This is a genomic window from Amycolatopsis sp. BJA-103 (assembly GCF_002849735.1).
GTDB lineage: Bacteria > Actinomycetota > Actinomycetes > Mycobacteriales > Pseudonocardiaceae > Amycolatopsis.
Window position 1 is genome coordinate 4,577,433 of the sequence record NZ_CP017780.1, and the last position, 24,427, is coordinate 4,601,859.

At 68.4% G+C, this 24,427-nt stretch carries 25 protein-coding genes and 2 pseudogenes; 11 read left to right on the plus strand and 16 right to left on the minus strand.

All coding sequences use genetic code 11. The features are described from left to right. Nucleotides 1-6: 6 nt before the first annotated feature. From BKN51_RS19725 to BKN51_RS19735, 3 genes are read right to left on the minus strand one after another with little or no spacing between them, the layout of a single operon-like run. Nucleotides 7-1,041: an NAD(P)/FAD-dependent oxidoreductase gene (locus tag BKN51_RS19725; protein ID WP_101609041.1), complete on the minus strand. Its 1,035-nt coding sequence runs from the start codon at nt 1,039-1,041 to the stop codon at nt 7-9. Further along, nucleotides 1,041-2,576, minus strand: a complete 1,536-nt coding sequence (locus BKN51_RS19730; RefSeq protein ID WP_101609042.1) for a class I tRNA ligase family protein — start codon at nt 2,574-2,576, stop codon at nt 1,041-1,043. The genes BKN51_RS19725 and BKN51_RS19730 overlap by 1 nt, the downstream gene beginning before the upstream one ends. Beyond that, nucleotides 2,576-3,859: a SidA/IucD/PvdA family monooxygenase gene (locus BKN51_RS19735; protein WP_101609043.1), complete on the minus strand. Its 1,284-nt coding sequence runs from the start codon at nt 3,857-3,859 to the stop codon at nt 2,576-2,578. Before BKN51_RS19735 ends, BKN51_RS19730 begins: the two co-directional genes overlap by 1 nt. Before the next feature lie 535 nt (nt 3,860-4,394). On the opposite strand from BKN51_RS19735, the gene BKN51_RS19740 reads away from it, so the two are divergent. The 6 genes and pseudogenes from BKN51_RS19740 to ddaH form a co-directional block, all read left to right on the plus strand. Next, nucleotides 4,395-5,159 (plus strand): response regulator, encoded by a 765-nt coding sequence (locus BKN51_RS19740; RefSeq protein ID WP_101609044.1) that lies wholly within the window; start codon nt 4,395-4,397, stop codon nt 5,157-5,159. Between the two features lie 131 nt (nt 5,160-5,290). Next, nucleotides 5,291-5,668, plus strand: a complete 378-nt coding sequence (locus BKN51_RS19745; RefSeq protein WP_101609045.1) for a cupin domain-containing protein — start codon at nt 5,291-5,293, stop codon at nt 5,666-5,668. Next, nucleotides 5,661-5,978, plus strand: coding sequence for a hypothetical protein (locus BKN51_RS19750; RefSeq protein ID WP_101609046.1), 318 nt, complete (start codon nt 5,661-5,663; stop codon nt 5,976-5,978). Before BKN51_RS19745 ends, BKN51_RS19750 begins: the two co-directional genes overlap by 8 nt. Beyond that, nucleotides 5,978-7,357 carry an FAD-binding oxidoreductase gene (locus tag BKN51_RS19755; RefSeq protein ID WP_101609047.1) on the plus strand — a complete coding sequence of 460 codons (1,380 nt, stop codon included), beginning with the start codon at nt 5,978-5,980 and terminating at the stop codon, nt 7,355-7,357. Before BKN51_RS19750 ends, BKN51_RS19755 begins: the two co-directional genes overlap by 1 nt. Continuing rightward, nucleotides 7,354-8,016: a DUF6875 domain-containing protein gene (locus tag BKN51_RS19760; RefSeq protein ID WP_101609048.1), complete on the plus strand. Its 663-nt coding sequence runs from the start codon at nt 7,354-7,356 to the stop codon at nt 8,014-8,016. The genes BKN51_RS19755 and BKN51_RS19760 overlap by 4 nt, the downstream gene beginning before the upstream one ends. Before the next feature lie 13 nt (nt 8,017-8,029). Then, a pseudogene (gene ddaH, locus BKN51_RS19765) lies at nt 8,030-8,830 on the plus strand (dimethylargininase); the annotation flags it as partial. Here ddaH and BKN51_RS19770 read toward each other — a convergent pair. From BKN51_RS19770 to BKN51_RS19785, 4 genes are read right to left on the minus strand one after another with little or no spacing between them, the layout of a single operon-like run. Beyond that, nucleotides 8,821-9,390: a PadR family transcriptional regulator gene (locus BKN51_RS19770; protein WP_101609050.1), complete on the minus strand. Its 570-nt coding sequence runs from the start codon at nt 9,388-9,390 to the stop codon at nt 8,821-8,823. The pseudogene ddaH and the gene BKN51_RS19770 sit on opposite strands and share 10 nt — an antisense overlap. Before the next feature lie 40 nt (nt 9,391-9,430). Beyond that, nucleotides 9,431-10,288 (minus strand): alpha/beta fold hydrolase, encoded by an 858-nt coding sequence (locus tag BKN51_RS19775; protein WP_101609051.1) that lies wholly within the window; start codon nt 10,286-10,288, stop codon nt 9,431-9,433. 18 nt (nt 10,289-10,306) lie between these two features. Continuing rightward, entirely contained in the window at nt 10,307-11,680 is a 1,374-nt protein-coding gene (locus BKN51_RS19780; protein ID WP_101609052.1) for an NAD(P)/FAD-dependent oxidoreductase, read from the minus strand. A gap of 58 nt (nt 11,681-11,738) precedes the next feature. Then, nucleotides 11,739-12,257 (minus strand): hypothetical protein, encoded by a 519-nt coding sequence (locus tag BKN51_RS19785; RefSeq protein WP_101609053.1) that lies wholly within the window; start codon nt 12,255-12,257, stop codon nt 11,739-11,741. Between the two features lie 142 nt (nt 12,258-12,399). On the opposite strand from BKN51_RS19785, the gene BKN51_RS19790 reads away from it, so the two are divergent. Beyond that, nucleotides 12,400-13,233, plus strand: coding sequence for an SAM-dependent methyltransferase (locus BKN51_RS19790; protein ID WP_101609054.1), 834 nt, complete (start codon nt 12,400-12,402; stop codon nt 13,231-13,233). 10 nt (nt 13,234-13,243) lie between these two features. Here the strand turns inward: BKN51_RS19790 and BKN51_RS19795 are convergent, their stop codons facing one another. Both BKN51_RS19795 and BKN51_RS19800 read right to left on the minus strand, forming a co-directional pair. After that, entirely contained in the window at nt 13,244-13,870 is a 627-nt protein-coding gene (locus tag BKN51_RS19795; RefSeq protein ID WP_101609055.1) for a response regulator, read from the minus strand. Then, entirely contained in the window at nt 13,867-15,036 is a 1,170-nt protein-coding gene (locus tag BKN51_RS19800; RefSeq protein WP_101609056.1) for a sensor histidine kinase, read from the minus strand. The genes BKN51_RS19795 and BKN51_RS19800 overlap by 4 nt, the downstream gene beginning before the upstream one ends. A gap of 183 nt (nt 15,037-15,219) precedes the next feature. On the opposite strand from BKN51_RS19800, the gene BKN51_RS19805 reads away from it, so the two are divergent. The 3 genes from BKN51_RS19805 to BKN51_RS19815 all read left to right on the plus strand — a co-directional run bounded on the left by BKN51_RS19805 (nt 15,220) and on the right by BKN51_RS19815 (nt 17,350). Beyond that, the gene (locus tag BKN51_RS19805) at nt 15,220-15,765 is read left to right on the plus strand and encodes a GlcG/HbpS family heme-binding protein (RefSeq protein WP_101609057.1); all 546 of its coding nucleotides are present in this window, start codon (nt 15,220-15,222) and stop codon (nt 15,763-15,765) included. Next, nucleotides 15,765-16,466, plus strand: a complete 702-nt coding sequence (locus tag BKN51_RS19810; RefSeq protein WP_174720430.1) for an ankyrin repeat domain-containing protein — start codon at nt 15,765-15,767, stop codon at nt 16,464-16,466. The genes BKN51_RS19805 and BKN51_RS19810 overlap by 1 nt, the downstream gene beginning before the upstream one ends. Before the next feature lie 62 nt (nt 16,467-16,528). After that, nucleotides 16,529-17,350: a hypothetical protein gene (locus BKN51_RS19815; RefSeq protein ID WP_233224275.1), complete on the plus strand. Its 822-nt coding sequence runs from the start codon at nt 16,529-16,531 to the stop codon at nt 17,348-17,350. Nucleotides 17,351-18,095: 745 nt separating this feature from the next. Here BKN51_RS19815 and BKN51_RS19820 read toward each other — a convergent pair. From BKN51_RS19820 to BKN51_RS44820, 7 genes and pseudogenes are all read right to left on the minus strand, one after another. Next, complete coding sequence (locus BKN51_RS19820) at nt 18,096-19,793, minus strand: hypothetical protein (RefSeq protein ID WP_146044436.1); 1,698 nt, start codon at nt 19,791-19,793, stop codon at nt 18,096-18,098. A 28-nt stretch (nt 19,794-19,821) separates the two neighbouring features. Further along, complete coding sequence (locus BKN51_RS19825; RefSeq protein WP_101609061.1) at nt 19,822-21,012, minus strand: glycosyltransferase 87 family protein; 1,191 nt, start codon at nt 21,010-21,012, stop codon at nt 19,822-19,824. Nucleotides 21,013-21,113: 101 nt separating this feature from the next. Next, a complete protein-coding gene (locus tag BKN51_RS19830; RefSeq protein ID WP_101609062.1) occupies nt 21,114-21,776 on the minus strand; it encodes a response regulator in 663 nt (220 codons plus the stop codon). Beyond that, entirely contained in the window at nt 21,773-23,014 is a 1,242-nt protein-coding gene (locus tag BKN51_RS19835; RefSeq protein ID WP_101609063.1) for a sensor histidine kinase, read from the minus strand. The genes BKN51_RS19830 and BKN51_RS19835 overlap by 4 nt, the downstream gene beginning before the upstream one ends. 11 nt (nt 23,015-23,025) lie before the next feature. Beyond that, a complete protein-coding gene (locus BKN51_RS43155; protein WP_158255842.1) occupies nt 23,026-23,175 on the minus strand; it encodes a hypothetical protein in 150 nt (49 codons plus the stop codon). 5 nt (nt 23,176-23,180) lie between these two features. Further along, nucleotides 23,181-23,336, minus strand: a complete 156-nt coding sequence (locus BKN51_RS44355; RefSeq protein ID WP_233224283.1) for a hypothetical protein — start codon at nt 23,334-23,336, stop codon at nt 23,181-23,183. A gap of 170 nt (nt 23,337-23,506) precedes the next feature. Further along, nucleotides 23,507-23,842: pseudogene (locus BKN51_RS44820) on the minus strand (enolase C-terminal domain-like protein); the annotation flags it as partial. A 54-nt stretch (nt 23,843-23,896) separates the two neighbouring features. Between BKN51_RS44820 and BKN51_RS19845 the strand changes: the two are divergent. Next, nucleotides 23,897-24,352: an IclR family transcriptional regulator domain-containing protein gene (locus BKN51_RS19845; protein WP_233224282.1), complete on the plus strand. Its 456-nt coding sequence runs from the start codon at nt 23,897-23,899 to the stop codon at nt 24,350-24,352. Nucleotides 24,353-24,427 lie beyond the last annotated feature (75 nt).

A 24,427-nucleotide genomic window follows, 5' to 3' on the forward strand; every position in this document is an offset into this window, starting at 1 on the left:
CCTTGTTCACGCACTGACCTCCATGACAGCGCCGAGGATTTCCCTGGCGACGAGCGGTGCGGTGCCGAACCCGGATCCGCCGCAGGCGGGACGGGACCACACCGACGGACGGATCCGGGTGAGAATCGGGCCACCGTCGACGGGATCGGCCGCATAGTGGCATTCCCGCACGGCCGCGACGGCGTAGTCCGCGGCGCCCGCGAGGATCGGCTCGGCGAGCAACCGGTCGGCCCACGGTTCGCGATCCGGTTCCGTGGTGGTCGCGACCTGACGGCACACCACGTCCGAGCTGATCTTGAGCAGGGTGCCCTCTCCGGGCGGCAGCAGCCAGGCCGTGCGGCCGCCGCCGATCCGGCCGACTCCCGGGGCCGACGCCCACCAAGCGGCCAGATCCCGCGGCGGGTGCAGGTAGATCATGGTCTGGCGGTACAACACGACGGGCTGCTCGACCAGCTCGGTGTTCCAGGGACCCGCCGCGACCAGCACGAGATCCGCGCCCACGGCGGTGCCGTCGGCCAGGGTCACCCGATGGTCGTCGATGCCGTCGACGGCGCAGTGCGGCCGCAACGTCACCGAAGGGTGCGCGGCGAGCCATCCGGCCGCCGCGCACAGGAACCGGTCCGCCAGCAGGACCCCGGCGCCCACGTCGTGCACCCCGCCGGTTCCGGCGGGGAATACCACGGGCGCAAGGGTTTCCGGCGAGACGGTGACCGCGGCGAGCCCGGCCAGCGCCGCGGTGTCGAGGGCCAGCTCGAGCTCGTCCGGGGTGCCCGCGGTGACTACGCCGACCGGGCGGAAGAGCGTGGTCCGCAGCAACGACTCCAGTTCCAGCCAACGGCGGCGGGCCTCGGCCATCCGCCGCGTGCCCTCGAGATCGTCCGGGCGCAGCACCCGCAAGGCCCGGTGCTGATCGGACGACGTAGAGGCGGGGTTCGGGACGGGGCCGCGATCGAGCACGGTGACGCGGTGACCCGCGAGCGCGCACTCGATCGCGGTCACCAATCCGGTCACCCCGGCACCGACGACGGCGACCGAAGCCATCAGCCGCCCGCCCCGGCGAGCCGGGGCAACCTCTTGGGGGTGATCGTGTCCGCGTCCACCTGTCCCGGCAACGTCGTGTCGGGCAGTGCGCCCGCGGCGAGATCGATCAGGATCGGGGCGGCACAACGCAGGAAGACGTCCACCTGATGGCAGAGGTCGCCCGCGGTCTCGGCGGTCACCGAAGCGGCCAGCCGGTCCAGCCGCCCGAGTTGCTCGGCGAGGGTCGACGCCACGGCCGTCACGCTGAACCGCGGGAGCTCGTACCCGTCGGCGAACCGCTCGATCATCCGCAGCGCCGTCCGCCTGGCGTCGGCGGAAACCGTCAGCGGACCGCGATCCACCCAGGCGTCGACCGCCGCCGCGACCCGGTTCCACGGCCCGGTCAGCCGGGTCTCGCTGACCCGGAGCAGGGCCTCGTGGGTGAAGTCGGTGCGCTGGTATTCGGGGCTGGTGGCGCAGAGATGGAAGCGGATGAGATCGCGCGGTACCTCTCCGGCCAGCTCGCGGCCGGACACCACGTGCCCGCGGCTGGTGGAGAACTTCTCGTTGGCCAGCTCGTAGAACTCGTTGGTGATGTACTGCGAGGGCAGCACGTGACCGCCGAGCGCGGTGAGCATCGCCGTGCCCACGATCGCGAACGGATACGTCGCGTCGAGGCCGAGGAAATACACCACGGTCGAACCGGAGTCCTCCTGCCACAGCTCGTCGTCGGCGGTGAGGACCGCGCCGCGTTTTTCGGCGGCGAGGGCGGTGGTGAACATGCTCCACGGCATGCCCTCCATATGCGGGTAGATCACCTGCCCCGGCACCTCGGGGAACGGCGCCGGGATACCCCACGACGTCGGCTGGGTGATCGGGAAGTCCGGCAGGGGCCCCGCGAGCGCGGACTCGATGAGCTGGGCCATGCCGGGACGCATCGGGGTCCGGGCGAAGTACGCCTCCAGGTCCGCGCGGTACCGCTCCACCGGGAAGACGAGGATGTCCGCCTCGCGGTACTCCAGCGGTTCGTCCGGGCGCAGCGTCGACCGCGGGCCGATCAGGTCGCCGGGCGCGACCGGGAGACCGCAGCTCTCGCAGATCCCGGCGTACCCGTCGGCCAGGCAGAACGGGCAGCCGCCGGTGACGTACGCGTCCATCAGGTACTCGCCGGTGCTCGGCAGGTACGGGAACCGGACCGTCCGCAGCTCCAGCTTGCCCGTGCTGTGCAGGCGGTCGTAGAAGTCCATGACCAGCTTGGTGAACCGGTCGCCGATACAGCCGAACCCGTCGACCTCGACGCCCATGGTGGTCAGGGTCTGCCGGACCTGCTCGGCGGAGCGCTCCCGCAGGTCCTCAGGCGCCACGCCGAGTCGAGCCGCGGCGGTGACGATGTAGTTCTGGGTGAAGTGCATGCCGGTGCCGTAGAGCGCTTCCGTGCCGGCCGCGCGGGCGTACCGGGTGCAGACGTCCGCGGCCAGGAACGGGCCGGCGAGATGGCCGAGGTGCAGGTCGCCGTTCGCCGTCGGTGCCGGCGAGATCACCACCAGCCGGTTCATCAGGCGGTCCTCGACTCGGCGGCGGCGCCCCGGCGGGCGAGCAGATCGCTGACGATGTCACGGGACCGGTGGGCCAGCACACTGATCAGCGAGTCGGCGATACCGTGCGTGGCCTCGTTGATGCCCTGCAGATACACCGCGCCCCAGGCGGAATCGCCGAGATCGACCCGGTAGCAGCGGCTGACCGTGACCTCGGACAGGCCGACGCGGTCGGCCAGGTCGCGGACCATCGCGGGCATCCGCTGGTCGAAGCCGGTACCGAGGAGCACCAGGTCGCACTGCAGTGCCTCGACCTTGCCGCTGGTCCGGTCCCGCAGATCGAGGACGACCTCGTCGTCTTCGATCCTGGCGCCGACCACTTCGGTCAGGGTCCGCACCTCAGACCGCTGCTGACCGATGCCGCGCTGCTGGTAGAGCGTGGTGTAGATGTGGTCGAGGAACGGCGGGGCCGCGCCGGCGTAGTTGGTCAGGCGCATCTCTTCCAGCACCTGCTGGCGGATCTCGGGCGGGCTGTCGTAGAAGCGGTCGACGAACGACGGGAAGAACAGCTCGTTGACGAACTTGCTGGTCTGGTAGTTCTGCGGGCCGATGGACCGCACGATCATGGTCCGGGTGCTGTTGGGCAGATTGTCGTGCAGGGCCATGAACATCTCGGCCGCGCTCTGGGCCCCGCCCACCACGACGGCGCGCAGCGGCGCGTCCGCGGGCAGCTCCGCGATCCGGCGCCGGTACTGGGCGCTGTGGATGAGGCGGTCGGGCGGCAGGTCGGCGAAGACGTCCGGCACGTGCGTGTCACGGCCGCCGCCCACGACCAGGTCGCGGCAGCGGATGGTGTCCCCGTCGGTGAGCGTGGCGACCCAGCCGGTGATCGACCCGTCGGCGCCACGCGCGGGCTCGATGCTCTGCACCTTCGCGTCGTACCGGATCCGGACCTGGTCCAGCGACTTCGCGACCCACTGCAGGTAGTCGGAGAACTCCCAGCGGAACGGGTGGAAGGTGCCGAGGTTGACGAACTCGTCGAGCCGCTTCTGGTCGTGCAGGAAGTTGAGGAACGAGAACTTGCTGCGCGGATTGCGCAGGGTCACCAGATCCTTGAGGAAGGAGACCTGACTGCGCGCCCACGGCATCAGCAAGTCGCGTTGCCACTTGATGTCCGGACTCTGCTCCAGCAGCAGCGTCTGCTCGGCCAGTTCCGGATTCCCGGACTCCTCGATGGCCACCGCGAGCGCCAGGTTCGCAGGCCCCGCACCGATCGCCAGCAAACCCACCTGTATTTCAGTCACAGATACACCCCGTTCGTCCAGAATAGGATGCCGACACTAAGCAGCGGCATTTCCCCGACGATAGGGATGACTTTCCCGAGGTCCGGGGAATCTCACCGGGGCCTCCTCGGGGTTTCCCGATGGCCGGGAAGATCTCCCCTTTCCCGGGGAAATGCGGGCGACTAGCCTCCGCGACGCTTTTCTCCGTTACCACGACGGCATAATTGCCGCCAGGCACCACGAGGCGATCTTACGGGCCAGGCCGTCCGCCTCTTCGTGCTCGCGATACGGTGAGGCACGGTGCCGTCACCAGGGCACGGACGAACGCGATCACCCTGTCTGCCGCTTCTTCCCTGTTGATCGGACGCCTCCCTCCGGCCGGAAAATTGATTGCGATCAATTGCCCATAACAGTCATATAGATCCGTTCGATACTTACTACATAGACTCCTCTCGCGGCCGGCAGCCCCATCCCCGCCACGGTCGAGCGCATCTTCATCGCAGTTCACTGAACGGAGCCGATCAGGCAGGCTCAGTAGCGGCAGGTAGGGGGAAAGATGAATCACCACGCCAGTATCGGCAACACCGCTCGTTTGTGGCCGGTCGAACATCAAGACCGGCGGCGCACCGCGAGCCTGTTGCCCAACCACACCATGTCCGAGGAGAGCAGCGGCCCCGCTTGGGTGACCGTTCTGCTCGCCGACAGCCAGCCGGCGATTCGCTACGGGGTCAGGTCCGCGCTCGAAGACGTCGGCGGCATCGCCGTCGTCGGTGAGGCGGCGACGGCGAACGCGACCATCTCGGAAACCTTCCGGCACCAGCCGGACGTGCTGGTCATCGATCCGCAGCTGGGCGAGTTCTCGACCGTCGACGTCATCAGCCGGGTGGCGCGGATCGCGCCGGAGACCAGGGTGCTGGTCCTGAGCTCGGCCGACGACGACTCCGCGATCAGGTCGGCGCTGCACGCCGGAGCGCGCGGATACCTGATCAAGAGCTCCGATCTGGACCAGGTCGTCCGCGGCGTGCAGGTCGTCGCGGCGGGCGAGGCGATCGTCGGGAAGGCGATCGCCTGCCGGTTCGGCGCGCTGATGCGGTCGGCGACCGGTCCGGACCCCTACCCGTTCCCGCAGCTGACGACCAGGGAGCGGGAGGTACTCGACCGCATCGCCGCCGGCAAGGCGAACTCGGCCATCGCGCGCGAGCTCGCGCTCGCGCCGAAGACCATCAGCAATCGCGTTTCCGTCGTCTTCGGCAAACTCGGCGTAGCCGATCGCGCACAGGCGATAGTGCTGTCCCGGGACGCCGGTCTCGGCCGCGGCTGATTCACCGGCAATCGGGAATAGTTCCCCTGTTGCCGGGAAGCAGGCCAAATATAGCCTCGGTCAGCACCGAACGCCCGACATGAAAAGCACGCCGATCGGAGTGGGATGTGACTGACCAAGACCAAGCTGTCGTGGACATCCGCAGGCTGGAACACGAGAACCTGACGCGCGCCTACGGATTGGACATGAAGCTGCTTTATCCGTGGAACGGTATGACGGCACCGTTTCGAGGAGCTTGGTGCGTGCTGCGTCCTGGCGACGTATCGGTTGCCCACGCTCATCACGAGCACGAGATCTTCATCGGAATGACCGGAAGCGCCGAGGTGGTCACCGGCGAAAAGCGGCACAAGTTCACCGCGGGTGACCTCGTATTCCTGAAACCGGAGATCGAACACTACCTCGTCAATGACAATGACGAGGACTTCGCCTACTACGCGATCTGGTGGGACCGCGCGATGTCCGACGAGTTCATCACCCACGAGATCGACCGGGCCGAGTCCCATGATTAATTACGACGGGCGGAAATTCCGCAAAGAAGGCGCCGAGGCTATCGCCGAATACCGCCAAGAGGGCGACGTCGTCTGGGCCGAGTTCGCCGGGGGTGAGGTGCGACGGGGAGCGATCACCGGCACCCGCCGGGAGAACGGGGCCCTCCATTTGGGGTACACGCTGGTGCTCGCCACCGGCGAGGTGATCTGCGGGCACACGGTGAACACGCCGGAGGTGGCCGAGGACGGTCATCTCCGGCTGCGTGAGGTGTGGGAACGCTACGGCCCGCACGCCGCCACCGGCGTCTCCTACCTCGACGAGGTGAGCTAGTGTCCCGCAGCCCAGACGACGCGGACTGGCGACTCCTCGACCGCACCGTGGCAGGCCGTGTCCGCCGCCCCGGGGAAACCGGGTTCGGCGAGGCCAGCACGCCGTTCAACAAGAGATTCGCCGGCATCACCCCCGCCGGTGTCGTGTCCGTGGAGAACACCGCGGACGTGCGAAAAGCCATCGAGTGGGCACGCGACGCCGGTGTCGACGTCGTCGCACGGTGCGGCGGGCACAGCTACGCGGGACATTCGGTCAACACCGGTCTCGTCATCGACCTCAGCGCGATGAACACCGTGTCCGCCAACGGATCGACCGGGCTCGTGACCGCCGCGGGCGGCGCGCGGATGGCGGACGTCTATGCCGCCATCCAGCCCCACGAAATGGCGTTCGCGCTGGGCAACGGCGCCACGGTCGGCATCGCGGGCCTCACCCTCGGGGGCGGCTGTGGTGCCACCTCGCGCGTACTCGGGCTCACCGCGGACGCGCTCGTGGCGACCACACTGGTGACCGCGGACGGGCAAGTGCTGCACTGCGACGCGAACGAGAACGCGGACCTCTTCTGGGCGTGCCGCGGCGGTGGCGGCGGCAACTTCGGCGTCAACGTGTCCTTCACCTTCCAGGCGAGGCCGGTGACCGACTGCGCCAGCTACCTGGTGCTGTGGGATCGCGCGGACGCGCCGAAGGTCGTGTCGGTCCTGCAAGAGATCGTGCGGCGGGCACCGGACGAGTTCGCGGCCAGAATCGGCGTCAGCACGGTCGGCGGGTCGAAGTCCGTGGTATCGGCCATCGGGCAGTATCTCGGTTCCGCCAAGGAGTTGCGGGAGATCCTCGACCCCGTCCTGTCCGTCGCCCAGCCGATCCGCATGGACATCGAGGACCGGACCTTCTGGCAGGCCAAGGACGATCTGCTGCACGAGACCGCCGAGGGCGCGTTCGCGGCGCGGACCAACATCGTCACCGAACCACTGCCCGACGAGGCGATCGCCACGATGCTCTCGTTCGTCGACCGCTGGCCCGGCAGCGGCAACCCGGACGGCGGTGGCGCGGCCCTGTTCTCCTGGGGCGGCGCGATCAACCGGGTGGGCGCGACGGACACCGCCTTCGCCCACCGGAACGCGATGTTCCTGCTGTCCATGGACACCTCGTGGGCCGAGAACGACGAGACCGCCGTGGTCGACGCCAACCTTCACTGGCTGACGGACCTGGCGGAGGCGTTGTCGCCGTACGTGTCCGACGGCGCTTTCCAGAACTTCATCGACCCGGATCTCGCAGACTGGCGCGACGCCTACTACGGCGTCAACTACCCGCGACTGAAGGACATCAAGAACCGGGTCGACCCTGACGGCGTCTTCACCTTCGCACAAAGCATCGGATCATGATCGGCGACAACAAGGTTCTCATCTGGACGGCGGCCGAGGTCGAAAGCGGCGCCCTGCCGGCGGAACATCTACCGTATGTCCGGGAAATCCTTTCCTGGGCGGGACGTTACCTGGTGTCCCCCCACCCGGAACTGGGCCGGAACGGCCCGGTATGCCCCTACACCCAGCCATCACTCCACAAAGGACTTTTCCATCTGGCCGCCCTGACCGCCACCAACGGCGAGACGGACGTCCACGACGCGATCGAGAGCCTGCGCTCGTGGCACGAGCGGCTGTCGGCCAGGATTTCGCCCACGGAACGGGAGTTGCTGACGATCCTCCTGGTGCTGCCGCAACTGGACTACCAGGACCCGACGGTGCTGGACGACCTGCAGCGCGAGGCGAAGGACAAGTTCGTCAACGACGGCCTGATGATCGGGCAGTTCCACCCGGTCTGCGACCAGCCCGGCCTGTGGAACGAGAAGTTCAAGGCGCTGCGCGCGCCGGTACCGTTGCTGGCCATCCGCAAACTGGTCGTCTTCGACCTGCCGTTCCTGATGGACAGCACGGTGCACGCCGAAAGCTACTTCCGGCGTTTCGCCCCGGACATCCCGCCCCGCATCCGCGACCAGCTGGTCAAGCGGCTGGCAGGCAACGAAAAATCCTTGCAGACGGCCTGAGCACTTCGGGAGAACACAGATGCGGCACTATCTCATGGTCAGACCGGCGTACTTCGATGTGGAGTACTCGATCAACCCGTGGATGGATCCCGGCAAACCCACCGACACCGAACTCGCGATCACCCAGTGGGAATGGCTGCGGGACCTCTACGTCGAACTGGGCCACCGGGTGGACCTGCTCGATCCGGTGCCGGGTCTGCCGGACATGGTGTACGCGGCGAACGGCGCCACGGTGGTGAACGGGCGGGCGCTGGTCGCGCGCTTCCACCACCGGCAACGCCGCCAGGAGTCCGAGTCCTACCTGAACTGGTTCACCGAAAACGGCTACCGCGAGGTGCGGCAGGCGCGGTGGCACAACGAAGGGGAAGGTGACTTCCTGATCGCGGGTTCCCGGATCCTGGCGGGTTCGGGTTTCCGGTCCGACCCCCGGGCGCACGAAGAGAGCGAGGAGTTCTTCGGCGTACCGGTGGTGGGGCTGACCCTGACCGACCCGCGCTACTACCACCTCGACACCGCGCTGACCGTGCTGAACGACGACATGGTCATGTACTTCCCGGAGGCCTTTACCGAGGAAAGCCGGCGACGGATCGAGGAGCTGTACCCGGACGCCGTCATCGCGTCGGCCGCCGACGCGGCGGCGTTCGGCCTGAACGCGGTGTCCGACGGGCGGCACGTCATCCTGCCGCAGTCCGCCACGGGGCTGATCGCCCAGCTGCGGGAACGTGGTTTCGACCCGATCGGCGCCGATCTGTCGGAGCTGCTCAAGGGTGGCGGAAGCGTCAAATGCTGCACGCTGGAACTGCGTCACGCCTGAGGAGGCTGCCCGTCGGAGCGCTGCAGTCGTTCGATGGTCTCGTCGATCCAGTCGACCCAGGTCTGCGCCATCATCTCACCGGCGCGGCGGACCGAATCCCAGATCAGGGGATCGAGTTCGGTCCCTTCGGTGCGGGCGGCGGCCGCGGTGATCTCCTGGGGAAGCTCGTCGGCGAGCCTGTCGCGATCCTTGACGTGGAGATCGCGCATCACCCGGAGCTGGGTCACCGTGTCCTCCGTCGAGCGGGACCCGGAAAAGAAGAAGCGGACCAGGAACGGCACCCGGACCGGATCCCGTTCGGTGACCAGTTCGCCGAGCCAGTCGTCGAAGGCCCGCCGTCCGGCGTCGGTGGCCGAATACACCCGGCGGTCCGGCCTGCCCTGCTGTGGCTCCACTTCGGACACCGCGAGCCCGCTGTCCTCGAGCTGGCTCAGTGTCCGGTAGATCTGACTGAGCTGGGCGGGCCACACGAAGTTGATACTGGTGCGGATCGCGGTGGCCAGGTCGTAGCCGGTCATGGGTTGCCGCAGCAGAAAGCCCAGCAGGGCGAATCTGAGCATCGGGCTCCTTCCGGCGGCGACCGGAAGAGTATCAACCGGATCAGGCCCGGTCCGCGTGCCGGGCGAACCAGGCTTCGAGCAACTCGGTGACCCGCCGGGGTTCTTCGCGGTGGGGCCAATGCCTCGTGTCGAGCCAGTGCAGCTCGGACTCGTCGCACCGGGCGGCACTCGGTTCGGCGAGGAGTTTGCCGAGCGCACCGTCCCGGCGGCCCCAGATGATCTGGGTCGGCACCCGGACCGACAGGTCGGCGTCGGAAGGCGGCAGCGTCCGGAACAGCGCGCGGTACCAGAACAGTGGCCGCTGGATCGTGCCCGGATGGCGCCAGACGGCGCGGTGCCGGTCCACGTCGGCGTCACTCAGATTGGCGCCGCGTTTGAGCATCGCCGCGAGAACCGCGCCGCCGCGGGCACCGAGGACCGTCTCGGCGAGGCCGGGGATCTGGAACGCCAGCATGTACCAGCTCCGCAGCAGCTGGGAGGGCCGCCGGGTCAGCGTGCGGGCGAACACCTGCGGATGCGGACAGTTGACGATGGTCAGCGACCGGAGCAGATCGGGCCGTTCGATCGCCACCGCCCAGGCCACCGCCCCGCCCCAGTCGTGGCCGACCAGATGCACCGGCGCCGCCTTCTGGCGTTCGATGAGGAGCACGATGTCCTTGACCAGTTCGGGCATCCGGTAGTCGGCGACCGTGGCGGGCTTGGACGACAGGCCGTAACCGCGCTGATCCGGCGCGATCACCCGGTACCCCCGTTCGGCGAGCGCGGTCATCTGCGGCTCGAAAGTGAACCAAAGGTCGGGCCAGCCATGGAGGAACAACGCCGCCGGACCGGTTTCCGGACCGTCGGTCTCGACGTGGAGCAGGACGTCGTCGACGTCCACGAACTGCGGCTGGAACATGGGAGCTCCTCGCTCGGTTCAGGCGACTCCGAGTACGGCGGCGACGGTAGCGGACAACGTGCCCGGATCGCGGTCCCGCAAGGGCCGCAGCACCCGGCGGGCGATCCGCGGGGAGCCGAGCGAAGACACCGGCCGGTGGAGATTGAGCACCTCGTTGTACGCCGCCGCCACTTCGGGATCCAGCGCCGCCGCTCGTTCCAGCCGGTTGCGGTAACCCTCGCCGAACCGCGCCGTCCAGGGCGATCGGACACCTTCGGCGAGGCATCCGTGGCGGAGGTCCTCTCCGACGGCGAGGCGCCAGGCGTCGGCGGAGGTCGCGGCCATGGCCCGTGCGGCGCGGCGCTCGAACCCCGGCCGTGGCGCGCCGCCCTCGGCGGTGAGCACCCGGCCGAGCGCGGCCGCCGAGAGGGCGGCCACGCTCATTCCCTGGCCGTAGATCGGATTCGCCGCGCAGGCGGCGTCGCCGAGCGCGAGGACACCGGCCGGCATCTCGCGCATCCGGTCGTAATGGCGCCGGGTGTTGCTGCGGACGCGAAAGGTGCGGATCGGTCCGACGGGTGTCGACCTGCGGAGCGCTTCGGCCACCACCGGCGCTGTCAGCCGATCCGCGAAGGCGCGCAGTTCCGGCAATCCCGTGGGGACCGGCTCGCTCCGCCCGACCGAGCCGAACGAGATGTGCAGCCTGCCGTGTTCGACGCGCAGCACCACACCGCCGACCGGCGAGGCGGATTCCCCGCCGCCACCGAGGATGACCAGCCACTCGGGATCGAAGGACGGGTCGGGCTCGGTGACCACGCTGACGTACCGGACGTCGGAATGGACGACCGACACCGGCGGAGGCCGGTACCCGATCCGTTCGAGCCACTCCGGCAGCCGGGACCCGCGGCCGGACGCATCGACGACCAGATCGGCGCCCAGGTCGTCGTCGGCCGTCCGGATCCCGGTGACGCGGCGGCGGGTCCGGTCGGTCAGCAGCCCGACGGCGAGCGCCCGGTCCCGGACCACGACGTTCGGCAAAGCCCGCACGCGCTCCCGGATCGCGTGTTCGAGCAGGATCCGGCTGGCGCCGAAACCACCGCTCCACCAGGCGGGGATCCGGATGGTCGTCCCGCCGCGGACCAGGAAGATCGACCGATCCCCCATCGCCGGATCGCCCGAGCCCGGGGTGAGCGCGCCGGCCTCGGCCAACTCCGCGGACAGGCCGGGGAACAGCCCGACCAGTACCCGGCGACCGGACCCCAGCAGACCGTGCGCGTGCCGCGACTGGGGGACGAACCGCCGGTGGTCCGGCCGGTCCGGAAGCTCGTCACGTTCGACCACGACCACTTCGTCGTAGTGGCCGGACAGGACCCGGGCGGTCACGAGACCGGCGACGCCCGCACCGAGTACCACTGCTCGACCTCGACCAGCATAGGACATCATTCATATATAACTTGTTGAGTATGGGCCGTCAACCGCGAACCCGCGCCAGCGCCGCACGCGCGACGGCGTACAGCAGGAGCGCGCCGGGGAATATGGCGACCAGCGACAGGAGGAAGGCCTTGAACCGCTGACCACCGACCGATTCGTCGGACTCGCCGCGGGCGACCCCGTCCACCACGGCGATGCAGGTGCTGCGATCCGGGTCGCAGATGTCCGGGTCGAGGTTGAAGGAAATCCCGAACCAGATCAGGGCCGCGCCCGCCGCGGCCCCGATGATCATTCCGAGAACCGCGAAGGTGGTCGCGACCCGGCTCTTGCGGCCTATCGAGCCGAGTGCGGCGGCCGCGCGAGTCCTGACCAACCCGCCGATGACCAGGGCGAGGGATACCGTGGCGGGAATCGCCACGATGGTCCACAGCCAGTCCCCGATCGAAGCGGACACGGCCACCGCCGCCGGCGTCACCAGCATGACGCCCACCAGAACGCCGATCGCCAGGTCGTCTTTCCACGTCGTGCGCTTCTTCGGCACCCGATCTTCCCCCGTCATACCAACAGCCTCGGGGACTCGACGGCCGGACATGACCTGATTTGTACCTGCGGGCAAGGCATCCTCATCGAGGAATGAACGCTGCCCGCTGGTAGCATTCATCCGACGTTGAGTGATCGTCTGATTACCAGTGGGGTTTGCCGTGGGCCAGGACAAGGGAAATGTCGACCTTCCTTCGAACAGGATCGACACGACCGTGCCCAGCGTGGCGCGCGCCTATGACGCGGCCCTCGGCGGCAAGGACAATTACGAGGTCGACAGGCAGCTGCTCGCGCAGCTGAACCAGGCCGTGCCCGAGGTCAACATCATCGCGGTCAGCAACCGCGCCTTCCTGACCCGCGCGGTCCGCTTCCTCGCGGGCAAGGCCGGGATCGACCAGTTCCTCGACTGCGGCTCCGGCCTGCCCACCGCGGAGAACACCCACCAGGTCGCGCAGCGGATCAATCCCGACGCGCAGGTCGTGTACGTCGACAACGATCCCGTGGTGCTCGCGCACGGCCGCGCGCTGCTCGAAGAGAACGACAGGACCCGGCTCATCGGGGCCAACATCTTCGCACCCGACGAGGTCCTGAAGAACGACGTCGTCACCACCACGATCGACTTCGACCGCCCGCTGGCCCTGATGCACGTGGCCACGCTGCACCACCACAGCGCCGACGAAGGAATGCCGCCGGCCCAGGTGCTGCAGACCTACATCGACGCGATTCCCTCCGGGTCCTACGTGGTTTTCTCGCATTTCTTCGACCCGGAGAACGAGCACAGTCCCATCGCCCACCGGGTGCAGGCGATCCTGAACCAGAGCATCAGCCGCGGCTTCTTCCGGACTCGCACCGAGATCGAGGAAATGCTCGACGGCCTCGAACTCATGGACCCCGGCATCGTGGTCAACGACGCGTGGTGGCCCACCGGTCCCCGCACGGAACCGATGCCGGCGGCCGGAAACTGCATTGTCGCCGCCGTCGGGCGCAAGCCCTGAGCGGACCCGCTCAGGTGCGGATGATCCTCCGTTCCGTGGCGACGGCCACCGCACCGGCACGGCTGTCGACACCGAGTTTGTCGTAGATGTGGACCAGGTGCGTTTTCACCGTCGCTTCGGAAATGAACAAGCGCGCCGCGATCTGCCGATTGATCAAGCCTTCCGCCAGCAGCCCCACGATCTCGGTCTCCCGAGGGCTGAGTGCGGCTGTCGGTGCGCGCATATGCCCGAAGAGCCGGGCCGCGACCTGGGGCGCGAGCACGGTCTCGCCGCGCGCCGCCGCGTGGATGCCGCGGAAGAGGTCCTCGGGCGGTCCCGCCTTGAGCAGGTAGCCGGTGGCGCCGGCGGCGACCGCCCTGGTGATGTCCAGTTCGGCGTCGTACGTGGTGAGCACCAGCACCTTCGGGGCATCCGGGAGGGCGGTCAGGCGCTCGGTGGCGTTCACGCCGTCGGGACCGTCGCCGAGTTGCAGGTCCATCAGCACGACGTCGGGCTTCCGGTCCGCGGCGAACAGGACGGCCTCGTCGGCGCCGGTGCATTCGCCGATAACGTCGATGTCGGGTTCTCCGGCGAGCAGCGCGGCGATCCCCGCCCGCACCACCGGATGGTCGTCGACGACCAGCACCCGGACGGTCATCGGACCTCCCTGGTGGGCACGGTGACCGCGAGCGCGGTGCCCTCTCCCGGCGCGCTCTCGACGACCATCTCACCACCGAGTTCGGCGAGCCGCTCGCCGATCATCCGCAGACCGTGGCCCCGGTCGCCGCCCGCGCGCGCCGAGGCCGGATCGAAACCGACACCGTCGTCTCGGACGTCGAGAACGACCCTGTCGGCCAAGTAGGTCAGCGTGAGGGCGGCTTCGCTCGCCCCGGCGTGATCGCTCACGTTCGCCAGCGCGCTCTGAGCGATCCGAAGCAGACTCGCCTCCACCTCCGAGGACAACGGATACGGGGTCCCGCTCGTCTCGAAGCGCACCACGTGCATGGCGGCGAAACCGACCTGCTCGACCAGGTCCTCCAAGGTGGCCGCGAGATCGGCACTGTCGAGCCGCGGCGACCCCAAGCCCGAGACGAACCGGCGTGCCTCGGCAAGGTTGTCGCCCGCCGCGTCGACCGCGCGGGACACGTGTCCTTTGGCCAGCTCCAGATCCGTGTCCCACGATCTCTGCGCCGCCTGCAGCAGCATCCGCATGCTCGACAGCCCCTGGGCGAGGACGTCGTGGATCTCCCGCGCCAGCCGCTCCCGTTCCTGCACCATCCCGGCCAGGCGCTGGCTCTGCGCGAGCTCGACCCTGGCGCGGAGCAGATCCTTGACGAGGTCGCCCAGCTCCACCCGGTCGCGGTCGAGTTGCAGGAACGTCATCGTGGCCATCAGCGCGACGGCGATCGGCGCGAGCACGATGCTCGGATCGAACCCGCTCGCGATCCGCAGCTGGGCGAGGATGGTCGCGACGGTCAGCACCGCGACCACCACGACCACGGTCCGCGGGCGCAGCACCTGGAGACAGACGAAGAACAACGGCACGGCGCACCAGGCGAAGCTCGGCGCCGCCACCACCAGCGCGAGCCAGACGACGATCACCACGGTCAGCCAGACCTGGCGCAACCGGCCGAGCACGGACCAGCTCAGTACTCCCGCCGCGTACACCAGCGCGAGCGTGCCGGTGAGCACGAGGATCAGCGGAGTGGCCCCGCTCAGCCCGTGCCCCGCGACGAACCGCGCGACCGACGCGGCCAGCAACAGGAAGAACCCGGTGTGCATGGCGGCGTTCAGCCTGGTGGCCGCCCCGATATGCGACCTCATTCCGGTCCTCCCTCCGTCGCAGATGATCGTAGGCAGGAAGGGGGGTTCCGCCGCATCAATCGTTCGGTTGATGCCCGCACCGACCGGACGACGCCCGATCAAGCTCCACATTCCCGATTCGCCCACGTCCGCCGGGCAGGAGAGTCGTAGGAGTACGAAACACCCCACGGCAAAGGAAATCCGATGAACGCCAAGCTCCCCCGCACCCGCCTCGTCCTGGGTATGACGGCCGGTCTCGCGACCGTCGCACTCGCCACCGGTCTCGGCGCGGCACAGGCGCAGGACCGGAAGCCGCAGCCGCCCGCGCCGCAGGCCGTGGTGCAGACCAGCGTGCTCGGCGTCGACGCCGCCACCCGCGCCGCCCAGGCCGCGCTGGACGCCGCCGAGAAGGAGGGGCAGCGGGTCACCGTCGCCGTGCTGGACCGGTCCGGCGCGGTGCGCGTCCTGCTCAAGGGCGACGGCGCCGGACCGCAGACCGAGGAGTCCGCCAAGCGCAAGGCCTTCACCGCGGTCTCCTTCGGGCAGCCGACGTCCGCGCTGGCCAAGAACGCCCAGGGCGACGGGCCGACCATCCGTGACATCCCCGGGACCCTCTTCCTCGCCGGCGGAGTGCCGGTCGCCGCCAACGGCGGCCCGATCGCCGGGATCGGGGTCGGCGGCGCGCCCAGCGGCGACCTCGACGAGCGGTTCGCCACGGCGGGTTTGCGCGCCATCGGGGAACTCCGCTGATGATCGGCGGGCGGGCGATCACGGCGCTGCTCGCCGCCGCCGCGCTCGGTGCCTGCTCCGCGCAGGCGCCGAGCGCTCCACCACCCCCGCCCACCCAGTCCCAGCCACCCCGCCAAGGAGTCCCCGTGCAGCAACTCTTCGAAGCCGACGTGAACCTCGTCAGGCAGGCCGTCGAAGCGGGCGCCGACCTGGAGACACGGGACGATCGCGGCCGGACCCCGCTGCTCGTCGCCGTCACCGAGAACCGGGTCGAGGTCGCCGGCGTCCTCGTCGAGGCGGGCGCCGACCCGAACGCTCTCGACGGGCGGCATGACACGCCCTGGCTGGTCACCGGGGTCACCGGGAACGTGGCGATGGCGAAGCTGCTTCTCGGGAGCAAGCCGGATCTGACCATCACCAACCGGTTCGGCGGCGTCTCGCTGATCCCCGCCTCCGAACGCGGGCACGTCGAGTACGTGCGGCTGGTGGCGAACAGCGGGATCGACGTCGACCACGTGAACGACCTGGGCTGGACCGCGTTGCTGGAGGCGGTCATCCTCGGCGACGGCGGGCCGCGCCACCAAGAGGTCGTCCGGGCGCTCGCCGCAGCCGGCGCGGACGTGAACCTCGCCGACAAGGATGGCGTCACTCCCCTCGCCCATGCCCGGGCCAAAGGCCAGACGACGGTCGCCCAGATCCTCAAGGAGGCGGCCGCGCGCTGATCCCGGCTATTTTCTGTTATGCCAATTGACACAAGTCGTCGTCGCTGGCTACGGTTTCAGCCGTGGATCAAGCACGAGGACGGGGCAGGCCGCGGAAAGACCCTGCGACGCTGGCCCGCTGGACACCTCCCGAGGGCTGGTCGCGACTGGTCGCCTGGATTTCACCGGAAGAGAAGAAGGCGCTGAAGCACGTGGCGGTCGAAGCCGACGTCCCCGTCGCGGAGCTGATACGTGCCCTCGCCGGCGGACTGGCCGCCGGCGCCATCTCGGCCGAGGAACTCATCGGGCACGTCGTGAAAGGGAAGACCGTCATGGAAAAGATCCCCACGCTTTTCGAGCGCGATGAGCGCTTCCACGTCATCGACAGACCCCGCGCCGAATGCGCGTGGGTTTTCGACGGCGCCGGGGTGGGCACCGAGAAACTGGACGGCACCAACATCCGGCTGACCGTGCGCTCGGGCCGGCTGGTCCGGGTCGAAAAGCGACGCAACCCGAGCAAGGAGCAGAAACAGCAAGGCATCGTGGACGGCTGGTACGTCGACACCGACAGCGAATCCGCCGACGACAAATGGATCCTCGCGGCAGCCGGGAATACCGACGTCACCGACTGGCCGGACGGGGAGCATCCCAGCGAGGCACTCGGTCCCCGTATCCAAGGCAATCCCCTGGGACTCGAGGACCACCGGTGCATCCCCTTCAATTTCCAGGCGCCGCCCCTGCCCGAGACACCGCGCAGCTACCACGAACTCCGGGATTTCCTCGCCACCCTGGACAGCCGGTTCTCCCCCGGACACCCCGCCGAGGGCATCGTCTTCCACCACCCGGACGGGCGCCGGGCCAAGATCAAACGCAAGGACTTCCCTCGCGCGGCGAGTGCGCATTGAGGGGAAGGGCAAACGTGTCGGGTTCGCGGTCGGGCCGTGCCGGGGCGGATCTGGACTGGCCGAAGAGAGCCGACCACACTCCGACTGTCCATAGAGGACAGTTTCGGGGCGAGTAAATACCTGATTGAGCCCATATGCACGGTTTGCGACGGGGGTCGCGAGTGGCAATGCGGGTTGGGCGGACCGGTATTTGTTTACCTGCGCGCGACCAGGGCGAACGTGTGGTGCGGTAGTCGAGGGGGGTCGCTCCGGTCTCGGAGCTCGATGGCACCGGGACATCATCGTGGCAGGTTCGAGCGTGGAGGATTCGGGACGTTCAACGTCCTGAATCCTCCACACTCGGCGGGGTGGCGCTCACGCGTGTGCCGGGCGTTGACGATGAAGGAATGGGGACGTTGAGTGTCCCGATTCCTACATCGTCGAAGGGGTCGGTCTCGGAGCTTGATCAACGGAGGATCGGGGACACTCAACGTCCCCGATCCTCCGTTGATCAAGACCGTGCCACCCCCGCATCCCCGCGGACGGCGGTCGAGCGGGGAGGATTTGAGACGTTGAACGTCTTAAATCTTCCCCACTCGCCTACATCGGCATCCAGAACCCTCTTTGCCACTCACAACCCCCGTCACGAAGCACGCAAGGCACCTAAACCGGGCAACTACACCGTGAAATGAGTCCCTTAAGGACAGTCGAGTCTTCCTCGGGTCTCCCTGGGGAGCCCCGAGGAAGACTCGAAGCCGCCCCAGGCTCAGTACCCATTCACTCGCACCCCGTTCGAGTGAGCGAGGGGTGTCACGACGAGCTTTATCTGCGCGCTCCCCAGGTCGACCTCGAAGGACGCCACCGCGGCGAGCGCGTACCCGTTGACCCGCCAGCAGTGGATGGCCGCGGCCCCCACCACCACGTCAGGGTGGTCGACCCGGACGCTGGGCCCATCCCGCCACTTCAGGTTGCAGCCTTCCGCGAAGGCGTACCCCACGAGCCCCACGCCGGGATAACGCGCGAAGATATTCGCCGCCCATTTATCACCGACCGTCGGGGCGACCGGATCCGCATGCACGATCACTTCGCTGTTTTCCCGCACCGATCGATCGATCTCGCCCTCCGTCGTGACCTGGAGATAATCCTCGCTGAGATCGGCGACACGCTCGGCGGCGATTCGCGGAAAACACTGGACGGCGACCATCGGGCCGCTTCCTGGATCGTAGACCTTCGCCAGCACCATCCAAGCCGTGAGCGGACGATCAGGTGGTACCTCGGGGTCGCCCACCGGGACTACGCGAGGTGCCCTTCGCGGAACGGGCCTCCCCGCGGCTCGCATGATGCCGTTTCGCAGAATCTCCCAGGAGCGGTCCTGTTCTTGGAACATCGCCGCGGCCACCGCGGTCACCTCGGCCGGATCGGGAGGAGCCAGGTTGCGCTCGATCTGCGGCAGCAGGTCCTGCCCGAGGTCGAGGTACGCGCTTTCGCCGCTGAGCAGCGCCGGCGGCGAAACAGGATCTAGCTCCGCTCGGCCGTCGGCGACCAACAGGTAAGGACGCCCGAGTGCGGCTCCGTAGTAGGTCACGGATCCGTGATCACCGAGCAGGATGTCCGCGGCGACTACGCCCGCCTCCCACGGCGTGTGCGGAGGAACGTACATCAATCCGCTGTCGCAGTAATCCTGCAAATAGAGTTTGACCTCACCCGCCGAGTGACCCGCCCACACGTTCGGATGCAGAATGACCAGCAGGCGGTATTCGTGGACGGGAAGCTGAGCGAGCAGCTTGGGAATCAGGTCTTCACGGGTGCCCAACGTCCCGTACCGTCCCCAAGTCGAGCTCACCACCACGAGTTTCTGAGTCTCGGTCACGTTCAGTTGCCGCCGGAAACGGCTCCGCAGGACCTCGGAATCCGCGATCCGGTCGAAGACCGGGTCTCCCAGCACGACCGCGCGTTCCGCCGCCTCCGGCACGCTTTCGCGCAGCCTGTCGATCTGCTCGGCGTGGGACACGTAGATGAGATCGGGGATCACCTCGCCGTCGTGCGTCAGCTGGCTGCGGACCAGACCGGTCGCCACGGTGTCGGACCCGGTGGAGCCGGGCACCAACCTGTTGTAACCGGCGCCGTGGGGGCAAACGACGAGGTAACCGCGCAGACTGGCCAGCTGCCACGACGCGTGAGCGGCGAGGATCACGTCGAAGCTGGACGCGGTCGCTTCTTGCCAAGCCAGAACCTCGTAGCCGCGACTTTCGATGTGATGGGACAGCCCTTGATCGAAAACCGATCCTGGTTCAATGGTGAAGCGGATTTCGGGTACGTCCTCACGCAGCACCTGCAAAAGGCTGAGCAACCGATCCAGCGTCGCTCCGTTGCGCACGACGAGCAACAGGCGGTAAGGCGGCTTCCTCGTCAGACGGTCGACGGTGCCACGTCCTTGATCACCCACAAATAGTTCTCGATCCATGCGCCGGGGGTTATCCGGTAGAGCTCGTTCACGGTTGTCTCAATCTGCCATACATCCGCCCCGATGGCTCAGATCCCGCGTCTTTCCGGAGGATGAGCATCCGGCGGGTCAGCAAGACTCCCGCGACGACGAGAACGATCAGGTACGCGTTGCCGACGAGCGCCTCCGCGAGGTTCCAGGCGCGTTCGGCGCCACCGCCGCCGGGAACCACGGCGACCGTCCAGCCGGTGAACAGGGCCGCGACCACGATCGCAGCCCCGCGCCGCCCCTTGGCTGCGAGGTATCCGAGCGCGGGCACCACCCACACCCAGTGATGGGTCCAGGAGATCGGGCTGACGAGCAGGGAGCATCCGGCCGTGACCAGCAGCGCGGCACGGTCGTCGCCCGCGCGGTGGAGCCGGTGCACGAGCCACATCGCCAGCACAGCGAAGGCCGCGCTGGCCGCCACGATCACCACGGTGGCCGCACAGCCTTCCGGCAGCGTCCGCCCGACGAATCCTTGCCATGACTGGTTTCCCACCCAGCCCTTCGTCGCGGCGAAGTGGGCGTTGAAGATCGCCGAGGTCCAGTACCGCACGGAGTCCCCCGGCAGGACGACCAGCGCGAACGCCGTCGCCCCGGCGAAGGCCGCCAGCGCCCGGGCCGCGTCAGCGAATCGCCTGACCACCAGGAGGTGGACGATGAAGATCAGCGGGATCAGCTTGATCGCCGCGACGATCCCGATCGCGATTCCGCGATAGCGGGAATCGCGCAGGAGGAACATGTCCGCCACCACCGCGGCCATCAGGACGAGATTGACCTGTCCGAGGCCGATGCTCTGCCACACCGGTTGCAGCGCGAAGGCGCCGAGCAGCAGAAGCGGAAGGTGCGCGCGATCGGCGAACGGCCGGAGCGCGACGTAGAGAGAAGGCGCGGCCGCCAGCGCGAGCAGGCCCCAGCACAGCTGGGTCGGCAGCACGGTCAGCGAAGTGAAGAGCAGCGCGGCGAACGGCGGATAGGTGAACGGCAGGTCCAGTGCCCAGCCGGGAAGCGCGAGCAGCGGTGAATAGAGACTTTCCCCGTGGACCACGGCGTACCCGCCGGCCCGGTAGACCGCCGAATCGATGCCGAGCGGGGTGTCCGAGATCCACCAGCCGAGCGCGACCAGGGCGAGTACGGTCATCGCTCCGCCGACGATCACCGGCGCCTGGTTGACGCGCGACGCTTGCGACCATTTCATGGGGAAACGATCTCCGGAAACGCACCGGGGGACATCGCCCCGGGGTTCCGTCTTGGCGCCGGTACCCCGGTACCCGATCCCGCCGGACCCCTACCCCGGTATCAGGGCGCGGTGCCCGGCACGACGAGCCCCGCCTCGTACGCGACCATGACCGCTTGCGCGCGGTCACGCACCCCGAGCTTCGCGAAAACCCTGCTGACATGGGATTTTGCCGTCTGTTCCGCGATCACCAGCGCTTCGGCGATCTCCGTGTTGGAGAGGCCGCGCGCGATCAGCCGGAGCACCTCGGTCTCGCGGGCGGTCAGGTCGGCCACGAGGGAAGGGCCCGCGTGCGCCGACGCGTGGGTCCGGGTGAACTCGCCGATCAGGCGCCGGGTGATCGTGGGCGCGAAGAGCGCGTTGCCCGCGGAGATCACCCGGACCGCGGTGACCAGGTCGTCCAGCGGGGAATCCTTCAGCAGGAAACCGCTCGCGCCCGCCCGCAGGCCGCCGAACACGTACTCGTCGATGTCGAAGGTGGTGAGGATCAGGACGCGGACCTCTTGCCGTCCCGCCACGATCCGCCGGGTCGCCTCGAGCCCGTCGAGTTCGGGCATGCGCACGTCCATCAGCACGACGTCCGGTTCGAGTTCGGCGCACAGGGCGACGGCGGTGATCCCGTCCGCGGCTTCTCCGACCACACGCATGTCGGCCTGCGCGTCGAGCACGGCGCGGAAGCTCTGCCTGACCATGGTCTGGTCGTCGGCGATGACCACCGAGATCACGGTTTCGGATGCTCCTCACGATCGAGCGGAACGGTCAGGGCGACGAGGAAGCCGCCGTCCGGCCGCTCCCCCAGCTCGAGATCCGCGGCGAGCATAGCGGCCCGCTCCCGCATCCCCACCAAACCGTGCCCGCTGCCTGCCTGTTCGGTCCTTTTCGGACCCTGTCCGGGGCCGTTCTCGATGAGCAGGCCGACAGCACCCGGCCCTGCCGTGAGCTCGACGGAGACCGACGCTCCGGGAGCGTGCTGGATCGCGTTGCTGAGTGCTTCCTGCACGATCCGGAACACCGACAACGCGACCCCCACCGGAACGGCGTCGAGGTCGCCGCGCAGAGTGAGCTCGCACGACGTGCCTGCGGCCTTGACCCCGTCGACGAGCTCGACCACCCGGGCCAGCCCCGGCTGCGGCGCGACCAGCAGAGCCTGGTCCTCGGACCGGAGCACCCCGAGCAGTCTGCGCAGTTCGGTCAGCCCTTCCCTGGCGGTCCCGGCCAGGTCGGCGAACTCCCGCCAGATCTCGGCTTCGCGATCTGCCTTGTCCTTGTCCGCGAACCGGAACCGCGCCGAGTCCGCACGCAGCGCGAGCACGGACATGTGGTGCGCGACCACGTCATGAAGTTCTCGTGCGATTCCCGCGCGCTCTTCGAGAAGCGCCGCCCGCGTCTCTTCGGCGAGTCTGCGTTCTTGTTGAGCCGCGCGTTCTTCCTCGGCGAGCCTGCGCTGGCGCACCGTGTTGCCGAGGAAGAGCGCAATTCCGCCCAGCATCACCAGCAGTGCCGCGTCTCGCCAGTCCTGGACGAAGGGCGCCGCGGCGGCGAACGAGATCAGCCCCGCCCAGGCCAGTTCCGCCTGGTCGTTGCTCTCCCCCACGAGATAGAAGACGAGCGCCGCCGTGAGCGCGAGGCCCGGCGCCCAATGCCATCCCCACGAGCCGGAGATACCGGGCAAGGTCAGCGGGGTGGTCACGATGCCGACGATCAGCGTGCGCCATCCCCACAACGGCGAACGCACCGCGAGCAGACAGGGCAGCACCGTGACGATCACGTTGAACGTCTTCGCGGGCGGCGACACCGAAACGGTCGAGAACGTGACGAAACCGGACCAGAACGCCCATCCGAGGATCGTGAGACGGCGCAGCCAGCGCAACCCCGCCGAACGCTTCGGCGGGGCGTCGGTTCCGGTGAACGCCGTGTAGAGCAGGGCGGCCCACCACACCCGCAGGCGTTGTCGGTCGATCATCAGGAGTCACCCTACCCCCGGATCGGCTCACCCTGCGTAGTCTCGGCGGCCCGCTCGACCTTGCCGACGAGGAAGACGTAGGACAGGATCCCGGCGATCGTGATCGACAGGTTCGAGCGGGACGGCGGGGCCGTGAGTCCTGAGTGGTCGGAAGGCGTCATCGCGCTCACCGCTCCGCGAACGAGCTGTCGGCGTGCCGCCGCACCGGATTCCGCCAGCGGTCTCCCTCCGCCGCGCGTTCGGCGACGTACTCTTCGTTGATCTCGATACCGAGTCCCGGCCCGCCGGGGATCGTGACCTGTCCGCCTTCGTACGCGAACACCGACGGGTCGGTGACGTGGTCGAGGAGATCGTTACCCGTGTTGTAGTGGATGCCGAGGCTCTGTTCCTGATCGTCGCGTTGTAGCAGCCCGCGTCGATCTGGAGGCAGGCCGCCAGCGCGATGGGGATCGGCGAATTGCGGAGGACCTCCGCGAACCCGTCGATGTGTTCCGAGAGAACCGGTTCCTCGACGAACATCAGCCGGTACGGCTCCAGTTCGCGCAGCAGGACCTTGGCCATCGGCTTGTGCACGCGGCCGTGGAAGTCCACCCCGATGCCGACGTTCGGGCCGACGGCCTGGCGCACGGCGTCCACGTTGGCCACACGGCGATCGACCTTGTCCCAAGTGTCCAAATAGGACAGTTTCTCGGTCCCGTTCATCTTCACCGCGCCGGCTCCTTGCCGATCAGGTAGTCGGGAAAGCTCCGCCACGGTGGCGGCCACCGACGTGATCTTCATCGTTTCCCTATCCCTGCGACGGTTCAGAGTGTCCGTCGCGAGCGACATCGTGAGGGCGTGTTCCGATAATGCGAACACCGTCCCTATATGTAGGATCGCGGAGTGGCCGACCCGGCGCCGCCAGGCACCCAGACCCTCGCCCGCGGGCTCGCGGTGATCCGCGCCGTCGCCGGCGGCGCGGCCGATCTCCGCACCCTGGTCGAGCTGGGTTTCCAGGCCTTGCACGGCAGTCCGCTGCCGGTGGTCGCGCGGCCGGTGCTGGAGGAACTGGCCGCCCAGCTGCGCGACACGGTGCATTTGGCCGTCCGCGACGGGGACTCGGTGCTGTACCTGGACAAACTGCCGGGCTCGCGGGGTGCGGAGATGCGCTCCCGGATCGGGCACCGGATGCCGTTGACCCGCACCGGTGTCGGCATGGCGCTGCTCTTGGACTCGGCGGCGGAGTGGCAAGACGCTGTGTGGCGGCGCCGATCCGCGACGCCACCGGCGCGATCGCCGGAGCCATCAGCGTTTCGGCGACGCGGCCGTACATGCCCACCGCCCGGATGCGCGGCCTGAACCGCGTCGTCGGCCGTGCGGCAAAACAGGTTTCCGCCGGCCTCGGCTACCGCGATCACTGAAAGGCAAGATGCG

Coding starts and splice junctions, on each gene's coding strand:
- BKN51_RS19725 (WP_101609041.1), bottom strand. CDS start 1,041: ATGGCTTCGGTCGCCGTCGTCGGTGCCGGGGTGACCGGATTGGTGACC.
- BKN51_RS19730 (WP_101609042.1), bottom strand. CDS start 2,576: ATGAACCGGCTGGTGGTGATCTCGCCGGCACCGACGGCGAACGGCGAC.
- BKN51_RS19740 (WP_101609044.1), top strand. CDS start 4,395: ATGAATCACCACGCCAGTATCGGCAACACCGCTCGTTTGTGGCCGGTC.
- BKN51_RS19750 (WP_101609046.1), top strand. CDS start 5,661: ATGATTAATTACGACGGGCGGAAATTCCGCAAAGAAGGCGCCGAGGCT.
- BKN51_RS19760 (WP_101609048.1), top strand. CDS start 7,354: ATGATCGGCGACAACAAGGTTCTCATCTGGACGGCGGCCGAGGTCGAA.
- BKN51_RS19770 (WP_101609050.1), bottom strand. CDS start 9,390: ATGCTCAGATTCGCCCTGCTGGGCTTTCTGCTGCGGCAACCCATGACC.
- BKN51_RS19775 (WP_101609051.1), bottom strand. CDS start 10,288: ATGTTCCAGCCGCAGTTCGTGGACGTCGACGACGTCCTGCTCCACGTC.
- BKN51_RS19785 (WP_101609053.1), bottom strand. CDS start 12,257: ATGACGGGGGAAGATCGGGTGCCGAAGAAGCGCACGACGTGGAAAGAC.
- BKN51_RS19795 (WP_101609055.1), bottom strand. CDS start 13,870: ATGACCGTCCGGGTGCTGGTCGTCGACGACCATCCGGTGGTGCGGGCG.
- BKN51_RS19800 (WP_101609056.1), bottom strand. CDS start 15,036: ATGAGGTCGCATATCGGGGCGGCCACCAGGCTGAACGCCGCCATGCAC.
- BKN51_RS19805 (WP_101609057.1), top strand. CDS start 15,220: ATGAACGCCAAGCTCCCCCGCACCCGCCTCGTCCTGGGTATGACGGCC.
- BKN51_RS19810 (WP_174720430.1), top strand. CDS start 15,765: ATGATCGGCGGGCGGGCGATCACGGCGCTGCTCGCCGCCGCCGCGCTC.
- BKN51_RS19820 (WP_146044436.1), bottom strand. CDS start 19,793: ATGGATCGAGAACTATTTGTGGGTGATCAAGGACGTGGCACCGTCGAC.
- BKN51_RS19825 (WP_101609061.1), bottom strand. CDS start 21,012: ATGAAATGGTCGCAAGCGTCGCGCGTCAACCAGGCGCCGGTGATCGTC.
- BKN51_RS19835 (WP_101609063.1), bottom strand. CDS start 23,014: ATGATCGACCGACAACGCCTGCGGGTGTGGTGGGCCGCCCTGCTCTAC.
- BKN51_RS43155 (WP_158255842.1), bottom strand. CDS start 23,175: ATGACGCCTTCCGACCACTCAGGACTCACGGCCCCGCCGTCCCGCTCG.